Consider the following 17740-nt stretch of genomic DNA (forward strand, 5'->3'; position numbering starts at 1 on the left):
AGACGCCAATTCCGGTCCCTGGGGTTAGGCCAATGACGCAACACCGCACCCGTTTGTTCCACGCCGTCCACTACGCGCTCTGCCTGGCCGGCGGCCTCGCCGTCGGCGCTCCCGCCCTGGCCCAGGACGCGCCCGCGCCGGCCGAGCCGGCCAGCGAGGCCAAGACCCTGGACACCGTGTCGGTGCTGGGCTCGCGCCGCAGCCAGCGCTCGTCCGACACCGCCTCGATCTCGCCGGTGGACGTGCTGCCGATGGCGCAGGCCACCGAGGAAGGCGCCCAGTTCGATCTGGCGCAGTCGCTGCAGTACGCCGCGCCCTCGTTCAATTCCACCCGCCAGACCGGCGCCGACGGCGCCGACCTGATCGATTCGGCCGCGCTGCGCGGCCTGGGTTCGGACCAGACCCTGGTGCTGGTCAACGGCAAGCGTCACCACACCACCTCCCTGGTCAACCTGTTCGGCGCGCGCAACCGCGGCAACACCGGCACCGACCTCAACACCATCCCGCTGATGGCGATCGACAGCGTCGAGATCCTGCGCGACGGCGCCGCCGCGCAGTACGGCTCGGACGCGATCGCCGGCGTGATGAACATCGCCCTGAAGAAGCGCAAGGGCTGCGAAGCGGTGGCCGGCTGGGGCCAGTATTCGCGCGGCGACGGCGAGAACTGGCTGGCCTCGGGCTACTGCGGCGTCGGCCTGGGCACCGACGGCGTGCTCGGCATCACCCTGGAATATCAGGACCGCGGCCGCTCGGACCGTTCCGAGCCCAAGGGCAGCCCGCGCATCATCGGCGACTCCAAGATCCGCAATCAGACCCTGTTCCTCAACGGCGAGAAGCCGCTGACCGAGAACGCGACCCTGTACTTCACCGCCGGCCTGCAGAACCGCGATGCGTCCTCGGCCGCGTTCGCGCGCGAAGGCATCGGCTCGGAAGACATCCCCTCGCGCAACTCCGAAGCCATGTACCCCAACGGCTTCGTGCCCTTCATCGACGGCGATCTCGAGGACCGCTTCGGCACGGTCGGCCTGCGCTGGGGCATGGGCGAGTGGCAGGCCGATCTGTCGGCCACCTACGGCTACAACGAGCTGCGCTACGACATCAACCGCACCCTCAACGCCTCGATCGCCAATCTGGACCTGATCAACGGCGGCCGCGGCATCAGCCCCAGCAGTTTCGACGCCGGCGGCTTCTCGTTCCGCCAGAACACCTACAACTTCGACGTCAGCCGTTACTTCGACAGCGTCTTCCACGGCTTCAACGCCGCCTTCGGCCTGGAGCGCCGCGACGAGCGCTACAGCATCTTCGCCGGCGAGCCGGGGTCCTACATCGACGCCGACGGCGTCGGCGTGGGCGGCAACGCCGGCAGCCAGGGCTTCCCCGGCTTCCAGCCCAGCGATGCGGGCAGCCACGAGCGCGACAGCTGGGCCGCTTATGTCGACCTGGAGGCCGATTTCAGCGATCGCCTGACCACCGCGTTCGCGTTGCGCTACGAGGATTACAGCGACTTCGGCGACACCCTGACCGGCAAGCTCGCCGCCGGCTTCCGCGCCACCGACAGCCTGATGCTGCGCGCTTCGGCCAGCACCGGCTTCCGCGCGCCCTCGCTGCAGCAGAAGTACTTCTCCTCGACCATCACCGACTTCATCAACGGCGAGCCGGTCGACGTGGTGATCGCGCCCAACGGCGGCACCATCGCCAACGCCGCCGGCCTGCCGCTGCTGAAGGACGAGACCTCCAAGAACTACACCCTCGGCCTGACCTGGTCGCCGACCGCCAACACCTCGTTCACCCTGGACGCCTACCGCATCAACATTGACGACCGCATCGTGCTCAGCGGCCGCTTCGACACCAGCGATCCGACCATCGGGCCGATCCTGGATTCGCTGGGCGTGGGTCAGGCGCAGTTCTTCGTCAATTCGGTCGACACCAAGACCGAGGGCGTGGACCTGACCTTCAATCACGAGACCGAATGGGGCGGCGGCAAGCTGGGTACCTTCGTCGCCCTCAACCTCAACCGCACCAAGGTCACCGGCATCCACGCGCCGCCGGCCCTGGTCGGTCGCGAGGACGTGCTGCTGTCCGAGCGCGAGCGTTTGTTCATCGAGCAGGGCGCGCCCAAGTCCAAGGCCGTGGTCGGCTTCGACTACTCGCGCGGCGCCTGGGAAGGCGACCTGAAGGTGATCTACTTCGGTCCGCAGACCCTGGGCACCTTCTCCGGCACCGCGGCGGGCGTGCCCAACGCACGCTACGAGGCCAAGACCTCGGCCGACCTCAGCGTGACCTACGCCTTCGGCGAGAACACCAAGCTCACCGTCGGCGGCGCCAACATCTTCGACGTCAAGCCGACCCGCCAGGATCCGAACGAGACCGACAACGGCCACGTGTTCGACAGCGTGCAGTTCGGCCTCAACGGCGCGGCTTACTTCGTGAGGCTGTGGCACCGCTTCTGACCGCGGCATATTCGCCTATCCTTCCGGCGTCCGCGCCGGAAGGAGGGCCGCCACCGTGAGCAACGACTATCTGGACTATCTGCGCGACCTGATGGCCGGCTTCGGCACGGTCACCTCGCGGCGCATGTTCGGCGCACACGGCCTGTATCGCGACGGCGTGATCTTCGCCCTGGTCGACGACGACGCGCTCTATCTCAAGGTCGACGATGTCAGCCGGGCGCAGTTCGAAGCCGCGGGCTGCGCGCCGTTCGTGTACCACAAGCAGAAGGAACTGATCGCGCTGAGCTATTGGTCGGTGCCGGAGTCGGCGCTGGATTCCGCCGAGGAGCTGCGGCCGTGGCTGGATCTGGCCTATGCGGCGGCCTTGCGCAAGGCGAATGCGCCCGCGAAGAAGAAACCGCGACGCAAACCGGGGTAGGAGCGGCGCAAGCCGCGACCGCGCATTCGCGGCGACGACGAAGGCTGCGCCTGGCCCTCGTTGCGGGAGCGATGTAAGCCGCGATTACGCTCTGGCGTAGCGATGGGCCGATTCGATCGCGACTTACGTCGCTCCCACAGAAAGCCCGAAGCGCCGCTGTCCGCAGCCGCAGCCGCAGCCGAAAGCCGCGCCCCTTCCTCACTGCGGGAGCGGCGTGAGCCGCGATTGCGCCACCCGCTTGCGATGAAAGAGACGAGGGCCGGTGCGGCTCCGGGTCGCGGCTCGCGCCGCTCCTGCAGGGGAGGTAACGCAGGCGCCGGGTGCACGGGCTTTGGGTAGGAGCGGCGCAAGCCGCGACCACGCATTCGCGCAGGCGGCGAAACCGGCGATGGCATCCGCGGCTCCGGGTCGCGGCTCGCGCCGCTCCTGCAGGAAGCGAGCCCAGGCACCGGCCTGTATGGCGGAGGCAGGGTGGAGGCGGGGCGCGAGCGGTATCAGTCCTTCTCGATCGCCAGCAGCCAATCCAGGAACAGGCGCGCCGAGGCGCGCAGGCGGCGGTGCGCGGGATAGACCGCGTAATAGCCCCAGCGCGCCTTCACCGACGGGCCGGGCAGGCGTATCAGCTCGCCCGAGCGCAGGTAGGGCGTGGCGATCTGCTCGCGCGCCAGCGCCGCGCCCAGCCCGTGCACCGCGGCCTGCAGCGCGTCGGTGGTGTCGCTGAAGCTGTAGCGTTCGTCGAGCTTGACCCCATGCACTTCGGCGGCGCGGAACCAGTCGTGCCAACCCTGGCGGGCGTGGTCGGAGATCAGCGGCAGGCGCGCGACGTGCGCGGCCTCGCTGAGTTCGGACACCCCGGCCAGGCTGGGCGCGGCGACCGGGAACAGGTAGTCGTCCATCAGATGATGCGAGGTCAGTCCCGGCCAATGGCCGGGGCCGTGGCGGATACCCAGATCGGGTCCGCCTTCGTCGAACCGGGTCAGCGCGATCTCGGTGTCCACGCTCAGGCGCAATTGCGGATGCGCGGCGGCGAAAGCGGGCAGGCGCGGCAGCAGCCAGGTGTAGGCCAGCGAGTGCAGCGTGGTGATGCGCACGCGGTCGTGCTCGGCGCGCGCCACCCGCAGGCTGCGCAGCACGCCCTCCATGTCGGCCATGGCCGAGCCGGCGGCGTCGGCGAGCTGGCGGCCCTCGGCGGTCAGGGAAACGCCGCGCGCATGGCGCTGGAACAGGCTGACTTCCAGGCGCGCCTCGAGCTTGCGCACGTGGTGGCTGACCGCGCTGGCGGTGAGGTGCAGCTCCTCGGCGGCGTGGGCGAAATTCTGGTGACGGGCGGCGGCTTCGAACGCCGCCAGCGCCGGTAACAGGTCGGAACGCAGGGCCATGCTTAGCCTCAAATCCGGTTTGTGCCTGACCTCCAAAGTATGCGCTTGTGATGGCGATACGGGTGAGGACAATGGTCTCAGACAGCAATCTGGCTATTGCCCGAACCGGTCCCCGGCGACGACCGCCGCCGTCGCGATCCGAAGCCCTCCGCGGCCGTTGCGATCGGACCCGCGCGCAGCGGATCCGGCGCCGGTCCGATCGACCTGCAAGGCATCGCAGTGCAAGAACGCAGCACCCCCTCCGCCCCCATGCGAGCCCCGTCATGCCTTCGATCGACACCGCCTTACCCCTGGAGACGCCCGCGACACGGGCCTGGATGACGCCGCTGGAACTGGGCGTGCTGGGTGCGATCTGGGGCGCCTCGTTCCTGTTCATGCGCATCGCCGTCCACGACTTCGGCGCGATGCCGCTGGTCGAAGTACGCCTGGCGCTGGGCTCGCTGGTGCTGCTGCCGTTCCTGTGGCGCGCCCGCGCGCAATTCCCGGCCAAGCTCTGGCCGAAGATCGCCCTGATCGGCGCGATCAACTCGGCGGTGCCGTTCATGCTGTTCGCCTGGGCGGCGCAGCGCGCGCCCGCCGGCATCGGCGCGATCGCCAACGCGATGACGGTGTTGTTCACCGCGCTGGTCGGCTTCCTGTTCTTCGGCGAGAAGATCGGCGCGCGCCGCAGCGTGGCGCTGCTGGTCGGCTTCGCCGGTGTGGTGGTGCTGGCCAGCGGCAAGACCGCCGGCGCCAGCATCAGCTGGGCGGTGGCGGCCGGCGCGGGCGCGGCCTTCCTCTACGGCATCGGCATCAACCTGGTGCGCCGCCACCTGACCGGCCTGCCGCCGGCCGCGGTCGCCTCGGCCACGCTCGGCGTGTCGGCCCTGCTGACCCTGCCGTTCGCGCTCAGCAGCTGGCCCACCCATGCGATCCCGATGAAGTCCTGGTTCTCGGCGGCGATGCTGGGCGTGCTCTGCACCGGCGCGGCCTTCGTCATGTACTACCGCCTGATCGCGCGCATCGGCGCCAACCGCGCCTCCACCGTGACCTATCTGATCCCGGTGTTCGGCGTGGCCTGGGCCTGGCTGCTGCTGGACGAGCCGCTGACCCTGACCATGGGCATCGCCGGCGCGATGATCCTGGGCAGCGTGGCGATCAGCCAGCGCGGCGCGCGTTGAACGCAGGACCGGAAGCCACTCCATGAACGACCTCCATCGCGATCCCGTGCAGCACCGCGTCCGCTTCGACTTCGAAATCGAGTTCACCAACGGCGGCGGCATCCAGGGCCAGGATTTCCGTCTCGACATCGAGGGCGACGACATCGCCGACGCCGCCCTGGTCGACTACATCGTGCGCGACCTGCGCCTGCTGATGGTCGGCAAGGCGCGCATCCTCAACAAGGCGGTGATCGTCGAGGCGCACAAGCGCAAGACCGGCGCGGCCGATCCGGGCCGGCGCATCTACGTCGACCTCAGCCATACCATCGAGGACGGCCTGGTCACCTATCCGGGCCTGCCGGCCGCGCGGGTGTGCGACTACCTCAGCCGCGAGGCTTCGCGCGCGGTCTACGAGGAGGGCACCGAGTTCCAGATCGCGCGCTTCGAGATGGTCGCCAACACCGGCACCTACATCGACTGCCCCTCGCATCGCTACGCGCACGGCCACGACCTGGCCCAGCTGCAGCCGGAAGCCTGCGCCGACCTGGAGGGCATCGTGGTGCGCGCCGACCACCGCCAGGTCAATGCGATCGACGCGTCCTGGTTCCGCGACAAGGAGCTGCGCGGCCGCGCCGTGCTGGTGCATACCGGCTGGGACGCGCATTGGGCCGAGCCGGGCTATGCGGTCGGGCATCCGTTCCTGACCGAGGACGCGGCGGTTTACCTGCGCGAATGCGGGGTCAAGCTGGTCGGCATCGATTCGATGAACATCGACGACACCCGCGGCCGCGCGCGGCCGGTGCACAGCACGCTGCTGGGCGCGGACATCCTGATCGTCGAACACCTGCGCAACCTGGCGGCGCTGCCCGACGAAGGCTTCCGTTTCAGCGCGGTACCGCCGAAGGTGCGCGGCGCCGGCACGTTCCCGGTGCGGGCCCTGGCGCGCCTGGACTAGTCACTCGGCCAGATAGGCCTGCAGGGCGGCGATCGCCAGCCGCACCTTGGCCGGCTGCGAATCGCGCTGGGCGGTGACCGCGTACACGCCCAGCGGCGCCATCGACCATTCCGGCAGCACCGGTATCGCGCGGCCGTCGGCCAGCAAGGGCGCCGCGTCGGGCCCGGGCAGACGCATGATGCCCAGGCCCTGCAGCATCATCTGCTTGAGCGCCTCGGCGCTGTTGCCGACGATGCGGCCGCCCACGCGCACGCGCCGCATCGGTTCGCCGGGCCGGTGCAGTTCCACGTACTCGGGTTGGTTGATCACGCTCAGGATCAGCATCGGATGCTGGCCCAGCTCTTCCGGCGTGCGCGGCAGCCCGTGCGCCTGCGCATACGCCGGCGTGGTCGCGAGCTGGTAGTTCCACTCCGCCAGCCGGCGTGCGACCAGGTTGGAATCGACCAGCCTGCCCACGCGCACGGCCAGGTCGATGCGCTCGCCGATCAGATCGATCTGGCGGTCCTCGGCGAACAAGCGCAAGGACAGCGCCGGATGCGCGCGCAACAAGGGCGCCAGCGCGCCGGCCAGATGGCTGGCGAAACCCACCGGCACCGCCACCCGCAGTTCGCCGCGCGGCTCGTCGCGCAGATCGCCCAGGCGGCGCTCGGCCGCGCGCGCCGCATGCAGCATGCCGGCGCAGTCCTCGTAATAGGCCTGTCCGGCCTCGGTGGTGGTGAGCTTGCGGGTGGAGCGGTGCAACAGGACCACCCCGATCTCCTCTTCCAGGCGCCGCAGCTGCTGGCTGACCGCCGACGGCGTCATGTCCAGCTCGCGCGCGGCCGCGCTCATCGAGCCCAGCTCGACCACGCGGGCGTACAGGGCCATGCGCTTGAGGCGGTCTATCGTGAAGTCCAGCTTCATAGTTCTAGTGTAAATCCGGGTCTTATCGAGCGATCTTCCAGTACGAATACTAGCGCCACCTGACCACAACGGAGCAAACCCATGCATATCGCCCTGATCGGCGCCAGCGGTTTCATCGGCTCGGCGCTGCGTAAAGAAGCCCTCGCACGCGGCCACCGGGTCACCGCCCTGGTCAGCCGCCCGGAGCGGCTGGAGCCCGCCGACGGCCTGAGCGTGTTCGCCAGCGACGTATTCGACCAGGACCGCCTGGCCCAGCAGCTGGCCGGCCACGAGGCCGTGATCAGCGCCTTCAGCGGCCACGCCCACGAGGACGTGCGCGGTCACTTCAACCGCGGCAGCGCCGTCATCGTCGCGGCGACCAAGCGCGCCGGCGTGCCGCGCCTGCTGGTGGTCGGCGGCGCCGGCAGCCTGGAGGTCGCGCCCGGCGTGCAGCTGGTCGACACCCCGGACTTCCCCGAGCAATGGAAGGGCTCCGCCCTCGGCGGCCGCGACGTACTCGAATCGCTGCGCGCCGAGCCGAGCCTGGATTGGACCTTCCTCAGCCCGGCCGCGATGATCGCGCCCGGCGAGCGCACCGGCCGCTTCCGTCTCGGCGGCGAGCAGTTGCTGGTAGACGAGGCCGGCAACTCCGCGATCTCGGTCGAGGACTATGCGCTGGCCCTGATCGACGAACTGGAGCAGCCCGCACACAGCCGGCGCCGTTTCAGCATCGCCTACTGAGCCTCGGCGGCGCGTGGCGGCCCCCGCCGCGCGCCATCGCACGCGCCTGCGCCGGAACGTCCCCATCGGCCGCGGTGGTTCGGCTAACCTGCGCAGCTTGGGGGAGCAGACGGCGCGGTCCGTCGGCAGGGGAAGGCATGCGCGGCAAGCTTGTCGGGGCGAGCGTCGTCCTGAGTCTGGTTCTGGGCTTCAGCCCGGCGGCGTTCGCGGGCGCCGACGTCGACTGCGAGCATCTCGGCGCGCTGGCCGTCGCCGCCGAGAAGGCGCGCAAGTCCTTCCGGTTCCGCACCTACGACAATCGCCGCCTGGTCGCGTTGACCCTGGCCGAGTGCGCCTACCGCAAGGAAGCCGACCCCGCGCTCGCCGCCGCCATCGGCGACCGCCGCTTCGCGCGGCTGTCCGCCGCCGAGCGGCGCCGCACCCTGTCGGCGGCGGGCCTGAATGCCTGGCGCCTGGATCGCAACGCGCATGCGCTGGAGTTGTTTCGCCGCGCCATCGCCGCCGACCCCGGCGATCCGGACGACTGGTACCGGCGATCCCTGCTCGAGCGCGCACAGGGCGACGACGCGGCCGCGGCCGACTCGCTGATCCACCTGATCGAGCATTGGCCGGAACTGCTGGACAATCTGGACGACGGCCACATCTTCCCCTTGATCTATCGGCTGGAGCCGCGCTCGCCGGTTCGCTTGAACTTGTTGCAGGCCTTGCTGGACGCGAATTGGCGACGCAAGGGGCAGGGCGCCAGCGCCGCCTGGTACGAATTGGCGCTGATGCGCATCGACCGCGGCGAAACCGACGCCGCGCGCATGGCGGTTCGCCGCGTGTCCGGCCCGATCGAACTGGCCAAGCTGCGCGCCGACAAGCGCTTCGACGCGATCGTCGACCGCGACGCGATCGCCTTCAATGTCGAGAACGCCGCCCAGCGCGAGACCGATCTGTATCGTTCGCTGGCCGCGTCCCAGCCGGATTCGCTGGAGTGGCAGATGCAGCTGGGCTACTCCCTGCTGACGCAGGGCCGCGACGAGGAGGCGCTGCTGCAGTCCGGCCGGGTGATCGCGAGCATCGCCGAGGCGCCGAAGGACAGGCCCGCCTATGCCGACCTGGGCGACGAGGTCTGGGTGATGAACTCGCGCGCCATCGCGCTGCGCCGGCTCGGCCGCTACGACGAGGCGCTGCTGGAATTGCAGCGCGCCAGCCGTCTCAACGAAGACGGCGTCGCCAACGTCAGCCAGGTCCTGAACCTGGGCGATTACTACGCCTCCCTGGGCCGCGCCGACGAAGCCCTGGCGGCTGCCGCGCGCGCCGGCGACGACATCAGCGGCTATGGGCGCATGGTGCAGACGCTGGTGCGATTGCGCGCCGCCGTACAGAAGCAGGACGCGGCCGGCGCCGAGAACGCGCTGGCGTATTTGCGCGAACACAGGAAGGACGGCGAAACCCTGCTGCTGAGCGGATTGATCTACGCCGAGCGCATGGACGAGGCCGAGAGGATCTTGCTGGAGCTGTTGGCCTCGGTCAGCGGACGCGAGGACGTCCTGCAATGGCTGCAGAAATTCCGCGAGGCCGAGCCGTTGCCCGGCGACCGCGTCTGGCGCGCACGCAAGGCCGAGCTGATCGCCCGGCGCCGCGTGCAGGAGGCGGTGGACAAGGTGGGCCGCATCGAGCGCTACGGGATCTTCGGCGCGAACGAAATGAATTGAACGCCGAACCGGCTGGCATACTGCGCGCGAACACGCACGCAGGAGCCCGCATGCACGGCCCCGATCCCAACGACCCGCATCCGATGCGCGGCTTTCCGCAGATCTGCTACATCCGCAACACCATCGACAACCCGCAGATCCAGGTCGGCGAATACAGCTACTACGACGACCCCGAGGACTCCGAGGGCTTCGCCCGCAACGTGCTGTACCTGTTCCCCTTCATCGGCGACCGCCTGATCATCGGCCGCTATTGCGCGATCGCGCGCGGCGCGACCTTCGTCATGAACGGCGCCAACCACCGCATGTCGGGTTTCTCGACCTATCCCTTCAACATCTTCGGCAACGGCTGGGAGCGCAGCACGCCCTTGCCGCAGGAACTGCCCTACAAGGGCGATACCGTGGTCGGCAACGACGTCTGGATCGGCTATGAGGCCATGCTGATGCCCGGCGTGCGCGTCGGCGACGGCGCCATCATCGCCGCACGCTCGGTGGTGAGCGCGGACGTGCCGGCCTACGCGATCGTCGGCGGCAATCCGGTGCGGGTGCTGCGCATGCGCTACGACGATGCCCAGATCGAACGCCTGTTGCGCATCGCCTGGTGGGATTGGGACGCGGACAAGGTCAGCCGGCATCTGGAGCTGATCGTCGGCGCCGACCTGGACGCGCTGGAAGCGGCGCAGTGAGCGCGGTCAGGCCGTAGGCGCGACGTCGGGCGGCAGGGCCGCGTCGGCGGCGCTGTGGCGCGCCTGCGCGCGCGCCAGAGCGTAGCCGGTGCCGGCCCAGGCCAGGGCGATCGCCGCACCGATCAGCGCGGCCAGCGCCGGTTGCTGGGCGACCGCGTCCACCAGCGCCTTGGCCCAACCGCTGACCGCATCGGCGCCGCGATAGACCACCGAGTCGATGAAGTTCTTGGCTTTGTACTTGGCCTGCGTCGGCACAGCGGTGAACAGCATCTCGCGGCCCGGCCGCACGAAGGCGTATTCGCCGGCGCGGCGCACCACCATCACCACCGCCAGCACCGCGAAGGTCGGCGCCAGCGCCAGCCAGAGGAAGCCGAACACCGTCACCAGCGGCACCGCGACCAGCAGCACGCCGATGCCGAGCCGTTGTGCCAGTCGCCCGGTCAGGAACAGCTGCGACAGGATCGCCAGGCTCTGCACCAGCACGTCGATGGTGCCGAACACGCGGGTCTGGTCGGCGCGATCGGGATAGCTCAGCTCGACCAGTCGCGCCTGTTCGAAATACAGGAAGGTGCTGACGCTGGCCAGCAACAGCACGAACGCGGCGATGCCGAGCAGGAACGGCGAGCGCAGCACGTCGGTGAAACCGGCGAAGGGGCTGCCGCCGAGGGGACGCGCGCGCGCCGCGGCGCTGGCCTCGGCGTGCAGCGGATGGGCGTCGCGCCAACGCTGCAGGCCGCGCGCGACGTGGATCGTGGCGATCAGCAATGCCGCCGACAACCACAACAAGCCGGCATGGCCGATGCGGCCGACCAGGACCACGCCCAGCAGCGGGCCGATCAATCCGCCGAAGCTGGCGCCGGAGGCCATCAGGGCGAATATGCGTTTGGCCTGCGCGGTCGGAAACAGGTCGGCGAGCACGCTCCAGGCCACCGAGACGGCGATCAGGTTGAACACCGACAGCCAGATGTAGAAGCCGCGCGCGAACCACAGATTGTCCGGCGCCCAATGGAAGCCGAGCGCGAACGCGGCCAGGTTGGCGGCGAAGAAGCCGAAGGTCCAGGGCAATACGCGGCGGCGTTGCGCGCGCGCGGCCAGCCAGCCGAACAGCGGCATCACCGCCAGCGTGGCGACGAAGGTGCCGGTGAACAGCCATTGCAGGTTGTCCACGCCGCCGGCGATGCCCATGGTCTCGCGCACCGGCCGCAGCATGAAATAGCCGGCGAACAGCAGGAAGAACAGCAGCGCGCCCGCGGCCGCCGGCCCGGCTTCGCGTTCGTCGATGCCGAACAGGCGGGCGAGCCGGCGCGCCGGCGCGTTCGGGTTCATCCGATCGCCGCGACCAGGGCCGCGCGCTGGCGGGCGTCCAGCAGGGCGCCGGTGCCGGCCTTGAGGTTGTCGGTCTGGTTCTTGGGTTTGGAGGTGGCCGGGATCACCACCGTCACCGCCGGCTCGCTGAGCACGAACTTCAGGAACAGCTGCGCCCAGGACTCGGCGCCGACCTCCGCCGCCCAGTCCGGCACCGGCTTGTCGCGCACCTGCGCGAACAGGCGGCCGTCCTCGAAGGCGCGGTTGACGATCACGGCGATGCCCAGCTCGCGCGCGATCGGGAAGATCGTGCGCTCGGCGCCGCGCGAAACCGGCGAGTAGTTGATCTGGACGAACTCCGGCTTGAGCGCGCGCATGTCCTGCGCGAGCTGGGCATGGGCATCGTCGCGATAGTGGGTGAGGCCGACGTAGCGCACCTGGCCCTGCTGCTTGAGTTCGCGCGCGAGCGCGAGCTGGGTGCGGGTGTCGCGCAGGTTGTGGACCTGCAGGAGATCGATCTTGTCGGTCTTCAACCGGCGCAGCGATTGGCCGAACTGGGCCAGGCCCTGGTCGCGGCCGCTCACGCCGGAGAGCTTGGTCGCCAGGAACAGCTTGGGCCGCGCGCGGCTCTCGGCGATCAAATCGCCGAGCACGTCCTCGGCGCTGGAATAGGTGGGCGCGGTGTCGATCATGCTGGCGCCGGCGTCGACGAAGCGCTTGAGCACTTCGCGCAGCGGATCGCGCGCCTCCGCGCCCGCGCCGACTTCGAAGCTGCCCGAGGTGCCCATGCCGATCGCCGGCAGCTGCTCGCCGCTGGAGGGGATCGCGCGCTTCAGCAAGGGGCCGCGGAACGGCCGTTCGGTGGTGAGCGCGCCGGCCGGTTTTTGGCCCGGGTCCTTGCCCAGGGGCCGCGGCGTGTCCTGGCTGCAGGCGGCCAGGGGCGCCAGCGCCAATCCGGTGGCGGTGAGGGTGGCGGTGGCGAGGAAATCCCGACGACTGGCCATGGCGCGTACTCGCGTTGCGGGGAAGACGTGGATAGGTCGCAGCCTCGCCGCCGATGCGCGCGAGGGACAGTGCCGTTAGCCATGGCCGGCCGTGCGCCCGGTCGCGTTACGCCGCCGCGATGGGCTCAGCGCGCGCCCAGGCGCTGCAGCAGCGCCATCGCCGCGGCCGGATTGCGGGCCTTGGCGGCGCTGATGAAATACAGGTAGACCTCGCGCGGGCGCGCGCCGGCTTCGCCCGCGGCGCCGACATGCGGCAGCTCGGGCGGGTCGCCGCCGCCGGCCCAATCGCGCGCGCGCCGCGCCCAATCGTCGAGTTCGGACTCGGGATAGCCGCTGGCCGCGTCGGCGCGCGAGCGCATCAGCCGCGCGTAGACGAAGTCGCCGGTGATGTCGGCCAGCGACGGGTATTCGCTGGAATCGGTGAACACGGTGGCGATGCGGCGTTCGCGCGCGAGCCGCAGGTAGGCCGGGTCGCGGAAGCTGTCGTGGCGCACTTCCAGCACGTGCTTGAGGGCGCGGCCGTCGAGTTCGCGCGGCAGGCCTTCGAGGAAGGCGGCGAGGTCGTCGCGGTCGAAGCCGCGGCTGGGCGCGAGCTGCCACAGGATCGGCCCCAGGCGCGCGCCGAACTCGGCCAGGCCGCCGTCGACGAAGGCCTGTGCGGCGCGGATGTTGCGCGCGAGCGCGCCGGACTGGGTGATCCGTCCCGGCGCCTTGAGCGAGAACGCGAAGGCCTCCGGCGTCTCGGCCGCCCACTTGGCGTAGGTGGCCGGCTTCTGAGCGCTGTAGAAGGTGCCGTTGATCTCGATGCTGCTGAGTTGGCGGCTGGCGTATTCCAGCTCGCGCCGCTGCACCAGGCCCTTGGGATAGAAGTTGTCGCGCCAGGGGGCGTAGGTCCAGCCGCCGATGCCGACGCGGATGCCGTTTACCGCCGGCACGCCGCGGCCTGCGTCGTTGCTGCCGCTGCGGTCGTTGTCGCCGCCGGTAGGCGGGCCGGAGAACAGATCGCCGGCGGGGGTGGGCTTGTTCGTGCGCGTGGGACTCATGCGTGTTTCGCCGTCCAGGGGTTGTAGGTGCCGAACCACCAGATCCGGCCTTCCAGGTCGCGACAAGTGTAGGCGCGGCCGCCGTAACTCTGGTCGGCCAGTTCGATCTCGATGCGCGCGCCGGCCGCCTTGGCGCGCGCGTAGTGGGCATCGGCGTCGGCCACGACCACCGAGCAGGCCTGGGTCTCGCGGCCGCCGATCTCGTCGGGCTGGACGATGCGCCGGCCCCAGTCGCTGTCGTTGTCGACCGAGCCCAGCATGATCATGCCGCTGCCGTAGCTGAGCTCGGCGTGGTGCACGACCGCGCCGTCGGCGTAGACCGCATGACGCTCGAAGCCGAACGCCGCGCACAACCATTCGATCGCCGCCGCGGCATCGCGGTAGCGCAGCGAGGGAATGATGGTGCTGCCTGCATCGGCCATGGCCGGCTCCAACGGCGGTGGAGCGCCCAGGATAGCCGTGCGAGGTGAAGCGTTCGTGGACTGGGTTTGCGGGTTCGCGCATTCGCGCGACGCCCCGTCAGCGCGCCGCGTCGCCGCGCGCCAGGCGTTCGCGTCCGCGCTCGGTGAGCACCGCGATCTGGCTTTCGCCCTGCGTCTCCACCCGCACCCAGCCGGGCCCGGCCTGGCCGCCGATGCTGTCGGCGCCGATCCAGGCCAGCTCGCGCAGCAACACGCTCATGCGCACGCGCAGGCGCTTGCACAGGCGCGGCAGCGAGATCCCCGCCGGCGCCTCGGCCAGCGCCGCCAACAGCGGCTCAGTCAACTCGGACAAGGCCGATGTCCCGTGCCGATTGCAGCCCATGCTCGGGCTGCCGCACGTGCGCATACACGATCACCGGAATCGACTTGGAGGTCGGCGTGCGCGCCTCGTCGGCGAAGCTGGACAGCGGCACCAGCGCGTTGGTTTCGGGGTAATAGGCGGCCAGGCAGCCGCGCGGGATGTTGTATTCGACCAGCAGGAAGCGCCGTGCGATGCGCCGCACCTGGTCGTCGCACAGGCTTTCCAGGTCGACCCAGTCGCCGGCTTGCAGGCCCAGTTGGGCGATGTCGTCGCGATGGATGAACAGCACCCGGCGTTCGCCGAACACGCCGCGGTAGCGGTCGTTGGTGCCGTAGATCGTGGTGTTGTACTGGTCGTGCGAACGCGTGGTGGCCAGGGTGAACACCGGTTGCTCGCGGCTGGCGCGGGCGCGGTGCACGGGCAGGTCGGTCGGCACCGCATGGACCTTGAACAGCGCCTTGCCCTCGGGGTTGGTCCAGCGCCGCTCGGCGGCCGGATTGGTGAGATGGAAGCCGCCCGGCACGCGCACGCGCTGGTTGAAGCCGTGGAAATCGTCGAACACGGCGGCGATGCGGTCGCGGATACGGTCGTAGTCGCCGATCAGCCACAACCACGGCACCTTGCTGCGCGCGCCCAGGGTGGCCGCGGCCAGATGCGCGACGATCGCCGGTTCCGACAGCAGTGTGGGCGAGGCCGGGGCGTTGATGCCGGCCGAGAGGTGAACCATGCTCATCGAATCCTCGACCGTGACCGCTTGCGGCCCGGCCTCCTGGATGTCGATCTCGGTGCGGCCCAGGCAGGGCAGGATGTAGGCGTCGCGGCCGTGGACCAGGTGGCTGCGGTTGAGCTTGGTGGTCACGTGCACGGTCAGGTCGCAACGCCGCAGCGCGCGGTGGGTGGCCTCGGTGTCGGGCGTGGCGGTGGCGAAATTGCCGCCCAGGCCGAAGAAGGTCTTGCAGCGGCCGTCGAGCATGGCTTCGATCGCGCCGACGGTGTCGTGGCCGTGCGTGCGCGGCGGTTCGAAGCCGAACACGTCGCGCAAGCGGTCCAGGAACTCCGGCGCCGGCTTCTCGTAGATGCCCATGGTGCGGTCGCCCTGCACATTGCTGTGGCCGCGCACCGGACAGGGGCCCGCGCCGGGGCGGCCGATGTTGCCGCGCAACAGCAGCAGGTTGCAGATCATCTGGATGGTCGCGACCGAATGCTTGTGCTGGGTGATGCCCATGCCCCAACAGCAGATCACGCTCTTGGCCTGCAGGTAGAGGTCGCCGGCGCGTTCGAGCTGGGCGCGGCTGAGTCCGGATTCGGTTTCGATGGTTTGCCAGGATTCTTGCGCGACCTCCGCCGCGAACGCCTCGAAGCCCTGGGTGTGCGCGGCGATGAAGTCCAGATCGATCAGCCGTTCGCGCCCCTCGCGCTGGGCCTGCGCGTCGGCTTCCAGGGTGCGCTTGATCATGCCCTTGACCGCGGCCAGGTCGCCGCCGATGCGCAGTTGGAAATAGTCCGAGGAGATCCGGGTCGAACCGTTGGTCAGCATCTCCAATTTGTCTTGCGGATCGGCGAACCGTTCCAGCCCGCGCTCGCGCAGGGGGTTGAACGACACGATCGCGGCGCCGCGCTGGGACGCCTTGCGCAGCTCGCCGAGCATGCGCGGATGGTTGGTGCCCGGGTTCTGGCCGAAGATGAAGATCGCCTCGGCGATCTCGAAATCGTGCAGCTGCACGGTGCCCTTGCCGACGCCGAGCTGGGCCTTCATGGCGGTGCCGGAGGGTTCGTGGCACATGTTCGAACAATCGGGGAAATTGTTGGTGCCGTACGCGCGCACGAACAGCTGGTACAGGAACGCGGCTTCGTTGCTGCAGCGCCCGGAGGTGTAGAACAGCGCCTGATCGGGGGACTCCAGCGCGTTGAGATGCGCGCCGATGCGCGCGAAGGCCTCGTCCCAGGCGATCGGCAGGTAACGGTCGCTGGCCGCGTCCCAGCGCATCGGCTGGGTCAGGCGGCCCAGGTTCTCCAGCCATTGATCGCTGTATTCGGCCAGCTCGGCCACGGTGTATTGGCCCAGCAGTTCCGGCGTGGCGCGGTGGCGGGTGGCCTCGGCGGCGACGGCCTTGGCGCCGTTCTCGCAGAACTCGAAGGTGGAGGTGTGGTCGCGGTCGGGCCAGGCGCAGCCGGGGCAGTCGAAACCGTCGGGTTGGTTGGCCGCCAGCAGGGTGCGTGCGCCGTGCACCGGCACGTCCTGTTCCAGCAGGTGCTTGGCGACGCTGCGCAGCGCGCCCCAGCCGCCGGCCGGGCCGTCGTAGGGGCGGATGGTTTTCTTGCTCATGACTTGGGTTCCGTGGCCTTGCGCGCGCGTGGGCGCAGGGCCGGCAATGGGCGTGCGCCGCCTTCCAGCAGGCGTTGCGCATGGGTGTAGACGGCGTGCCCGTCGTCGCGGGCGAAGCCGATCAGGGTCAGGCCGGCCGAATCCGCCAGCGCGATCGCCAGCGCGGTCGGCGCCGAGATCGCGGCCAGCAGCGGTATCCCGGCCTGGGCGGCCTTCATCGCCATCTCGTAGCTGGCGCGGCTGGTGACCACGGCGAAGCCCTGCAGCGGATCGTGGCCGGTCGCGACCAGCGCGCCGATCAGTTTGTCGAGCGCGTTATGGCGGCCGACGTCCTCGCGCACCAGCGCCACGCCGCCATCGCGGCCGGCCCAGGCCGCGGCATGGGTGGCGCCGGTCAGGGCGTTGAGCGGCTGGCGCTCGCGCAGTTCGCGCAGGGCGCGGTGCAGCGCCTCGACCCGGATCGGCGCGCTGTCGCCGACCCGCGGCGGCGGCCGCAGCACCGCCTCGATGCTTTCGGTGCCGCACACGCCGCAGCCGCTGCGGCCCTGCAGGTTGCGGCGACGCTGTTCGAGCGCGGCGGCGCGCGGCTCGGGGATGCTCAGCTGCAGGGCGATGCCTTCCAGCGAACTCGCGATTTCGTCGATGCGCAGCTCGTCGGCGTTCGCGACGATGCCTTCGCTGAGCGAAAAGCCCAGGGCGAAATCGGCCAGATCCTCGGGCGTGGCCATCATCACCGCGAACGGCATGCCGTTGTAGACCACGGCGATCGGCACTTCGGCCGCGATCGCGTCCAAGCCTTCGCTCACGCGCGCGCCGCGGCGACGCTGCACGCGGCGTTGCACGGCGCCGGCGGCAGGCGCGGGTTCTGGTTTGGCTTTGGGTGCGGCAGGGTTCATTGGGACTCGGTAGGGCGGACGGCCGGACGGGGAGCG

At 70.0% G+C, this 17740-nt stretch carries 16 protein-coding genes and 1 tRNA gene; 8 read left to right on the forward strand and 9 right to left on the reverse strand.

Features of this window, described 5'->3' with window-relative positions; all coding sequences use genetic code 11:
• Nucleotides 1-32: 32 nt before the first annotated feature.
• Both V1318_RS20170 and V1318_RS20175 read left to right on the forward strand, forming a co-directional pair.
• Entirely contained in the window at nucleotides 33-2450 is a 2418-nt protein-coding gene (locus V1318_RS20170) for a TonB-dependent receptor (protein ID WP_332941560.1), read from the forward strand.
• 55 nt (nucleotides 2451-2505) lie between these two features.
• Nucleotides 2506-2868, forward strand: coding sequence for a TfoX/Sxy family protein (locus V1318_RS20175; RefSeq protein WP_332941561.1), 363 nt, complete (start codon nucleotides 2506-2508; stop codon nucleotides 2866-2868).
• A gap of 494 nt (nucleotides 2869-3362) precedes the next feature.
• Here V1318_RS20175 and V1318_RS20180 read toward each other — a convergent pair whose 3' ends face one another.
• Nucleotides 3363-4217 carry a LysR substrate-binding domain-containing protein gene (locus tag V1318_RS20180; protein WP_332941586.1) on the reverse strand — a complete coding sequence of 285 codons (855 nt, stop codon included), beginning with the start codon at nucleotides 4215-4217 and terminating at the stop codon, nucleotides 3363-3365.
• Here V1318_RS20180 and V1318_RS20185 point away from each other — a divergent pair.
• The 3 genes from V1318_RS20185 to V1318_RS20195 all read left to right on the forward strand — a co-directional run bounded on the left by V1318_RS20185 (nucleotide 4170) and on the right by V1318_RS20195 (nucleotide 6341).
• Nucleotides 4170-4274, forward strand: a tRNA-Ser gene (locus V1318_RS20185). The two genes, V1318_RS20180 and V1318_RS20185, sit on opposite strands and share 48 nt — an antisense overlap.
• Nucleotides 4275-4510: 236 nt before the next feature.
• Nucleotides 4511-5407, forward strand: a complete 897-nt coding sequence (locus V1318_RS20190) for a DMT family transporter (protein ID WP_332941562.1) — start codon at nucleotides 4511-4513, stop codon at nucleotides 5405-5407.
• Between the two features lie 22 nt (nucleotides 5408-5429).
• A complete protein-coding gene (locus V1318_RS20195) occupies nucleotides 5430-6341 on the forward strand; it encodes a cyclase family protein (protein ID WP_332941563.1) in 912 nt (303 codons plus the stop codon).
• On the opposite strand, the gene V1318_RS20200 is transcribed toward V1318_RS20195, so the two are convergent.
• Nucleotides 6342-7244, reverse strand: a complete 903-nt coding sequence (locus tag V1318_RS20200) for a LysR family transcriptional regulator (RefSeq protein ID WP_332941564.1) — start codon at nucleotides 7242-7244, stop codon at nucleotides 6342-6344.
• Nucleotides 7245-7325: 81 nt separating this feature from the next.
• Between V1318_RS20200 and V1318_RS20205 the strand changes: the two genes are divergently transcribed.
• The 3 genes from V1318_RS20205 (at nucleotide 7326) to V1318_RS20215 (ending at nucleotide 10347) form a co-directional block, all read left to right on the forward strand.
• Nucleotides 7326-7964 (forward strand): NAD(P)-dependent oxidoreductase, encoded by a 639-nt coding sequence (locus tag V1318_RS20205; RefSeq protein WP_332941565.1) that lies wholly within the window; start codon nucleotides 7326-7328, stop codon nucleotides 7962-7964.
• Between the two features lie 137 nt (nucleotides 7965-8101).
• Nucleotides 8102-9664, forward strand: a complete 1563-nt coding sequence (locus V1318_RS20210) for a tetratricopeptide repeat protein (protein ID WP_332941566.1) — start codon at nucleotides 8102-8104, stop codon at nucleotides 9662-9664.
• Nucleotides 9665-9714: 50 nt separating this feature from the next.
• Complete coding sequence (locus V1318_RS20215) at nucleotides 9715-10347, forward strand: CatB-related O-acetyltransferase (RefSeq protein WP_332941567.1); 633 nt, start codon at nucleotides 9715-9717, stop codon at nucleotides 10345-10347.
• A gap of 6 nt (nucleotides 10348-10353) precedes the next feature.
• Here V1318_RS20215 and V1318_RS20220 read toward each other — a convergent pair whose 3' ends face one another.
• The 7 genes from V1318_RS20220 to fdhD form a co-directional block, all read right to left on the reverse strand.
• Nucleotides 10354-11673, reverse strand: coding sequence for an MFS transporter (locus tag V1318_RS20220; RefSeq protein ID WP_332941568.1), 1320 nt, complete (start codon nucleotides 11671-11673; stop codon nucleotides 10354-10356).
• A complete protein-coding gene (locus V1318_RS20225) occupies nucleotides 11670-12656 on the reverse strand; it encodes an aldo/keto reductase (RefSeq protein WP_332941569.1) in 987 nt (328 codons plus the stop codon). The genes V1318_RS20220 and V1318_RS20225 overlap by 4 nt, the downstream gene beginning before the upstream one ends.
• A gap of 125 nt (nucleotides 12657-12781) precedes the next feature.
• Complete coding sequence (locus V1318_RS20230; protein WP_332941570.1) at nucleotides 12782-13699, reverse strand: DUF72 domain-containing protein; 918 nt, start codon at nucleotides 13697-13699, stop codon at nucleotides 12782-12784.
• Complete coding sequence (locus V1318_RS20235; RefSeq protein ID WP_332941571.1) at nucleotides 13696-14121, reverse strand: VOC family protein; 426 nt, start codon at nucleotides 14119-14121, stop codon at nucleotides 13696-13698. Before V1318_RS20235 ends, V1318_RS20230 begins: the two co-directional genes overlap by 4 nt.
• A 97-nt stretch (nucleotides 14122-14218) precedes the next feature.
• The gene (locus tag V1318_RS20240; protein WP_332941572.1) at nucleotides 14219-14503 is read right to left on the reverse strand and encodes a hypothetical protein; all 285 of its coding nucleotides are present in this window, start codon (nucleotides 14501-14503) and stop codon (nucleotides 14219-14221) included.
• On the reverse strand, nucleotides 14457-16808 hold the full coding sequence (locus tag V1318_RS20245; RefSeq protein ID WP_332941573.1) for an FdhF/YdeP family oxidoreductase: 2352 nt from the start codon (nucleotides 16806-16808) through the stop codon (nucleotides 14457-14459). Before V1318_RS20245 ends, V1318_RS20240 begins: the two co-directional genes overlap by 47 nt.
• Nucleotides 16805-17704, reverse strand: a complete 900-nt coding sequence (fdhD, locus tag V1318_RS20250) for a formate dehydrogenase accessory sulfurtransferase FdhD (protein WP_332941574.1) — start codon at nucleotides 17702-17704, stop codon at nucleotides 16805-16807. The genes V1318_RS20245 and fdhD overlap by 4 nt, the downstream gene beginning before the upstream one ends.
• Between the last annotated feature and the right edge of the window lie 36 nt (nucleotides 17705-17740).

Origin of the sequence: Lysobacter sp. CCNWLW3 (assembly GCF_036697405.1) — a bacterium.
GTDB lineage: Bacteria > Pseudomonadota > Gammaproteobacteria > Xanthomonadales > Xanthomonadaceae > Lysobacter.

What these genes read in the sequence shown, in the direction of transcription:
- V1318_RS20170 (WP_332941560.1), top strand. Translation starts at nt 33, where the DNA reads ATGACGCAACACCGCACCCGTTTGTTCCACGCCGTCCACTACGCGCTC.
- V1318_RS20190 (WP_332941562.1), top strand. Translation starts at nt 4,511, where the DNA reads ATGCCTTCGATCGACACCGCCTTACCCCTGGAGACGCCCGCGACACGG.
- V1318_RS20195 (WP_332941563.1), top strand. Translation starts at nt 5,430, where the DNA reads ATGAACGACCTCCATCGCGATCCCGTGCAGCACCGCGTCCGCTTCGAC.
- V1318_RS20200 (WP_332941564.1), bottom strand. Translation starts at nt 7,244, where the DNA reads ATGAAGCTGGACTTCACGATAGACCGCCTCAAGCGCATGGCCCTGTAC.
- V1318_RS20205 (WP_332941565.1), top strand. Translation starts at nt 7,326, where the DNA reads ATGCATATCGCCCTGATCGGCGCCAGCGGTTTCATCGGCTCGGCGCTG.
- V1318_RS20210 (WP_332941566.1), top strand. Translation starts at nt 8,102, where the DNA reads ATGCGCGGCAAGCTTGTCGGGGCGAGCGTCGTCCTGAGTCTGGTTCTG.
- V1318_RS20215 (WP_332941567.1), top strand. Translation starts at nt 9,715, where the DNA reads ATGCACGGCCCCGATCCCAACGACCCGCATCCGATGCGCGGCTTTCCG.
- V1318_RS20220 (WP_332941568.1), bottom strand. Translation starts at nt 11,673, where the DNA reads ATGAACCCGAACGCGCCGGCGCGCCGGCTCGCCCGCCTGTTCGGCATC.
- V1318_RS20225 (WP_332941569.1), bottom strand. Translation starts at nt 12,656, where the DNA reads ATGGCCAGTCGTCGGGATTTCCTCGCCACCGCCACCCTCACCGCCACC.
- V1318_RS20230 (WP_332941570.1), bottom strand. Translation starts at nt 13,699, where the DNA reads ATGAGTCCCACGCGCACGAACAAGCCCACCCCCGCCGGCGATCTGTTC.
- V1318_RS20235 (WP_332941571.1), bottom strand. Translation starts at nt 14,121, where the DNA reads ATGGCCGATGCAGGCAGCACCATCATTCCCTCGCTGCGCTACCGCGAT.
- V1318_RS20240 (WP_332941572.1), bottom strand. Translation starts at nt 14,503, where the DNA reads ATGGGCTGCAATCGGCACGGGACATCGGCCTTGTCCGAGTTGACTGAG.
- V1318_RS20245 (WP_332941573.1), bottom strand. Translation starts at nt 16,808, where the DNA reads ATGAGCAAGAAAACCATCCGCCCCTACGACGGCCCGGCCGGCGGCTGG.
- fdhD (WP_332941574.1), bottom strand. Translation starts at nt 17,704, where the DNA reads ATGAACCCTGCCGCACCCAAAGCCAAACCAGAACCCGCGCCTGCCGCC.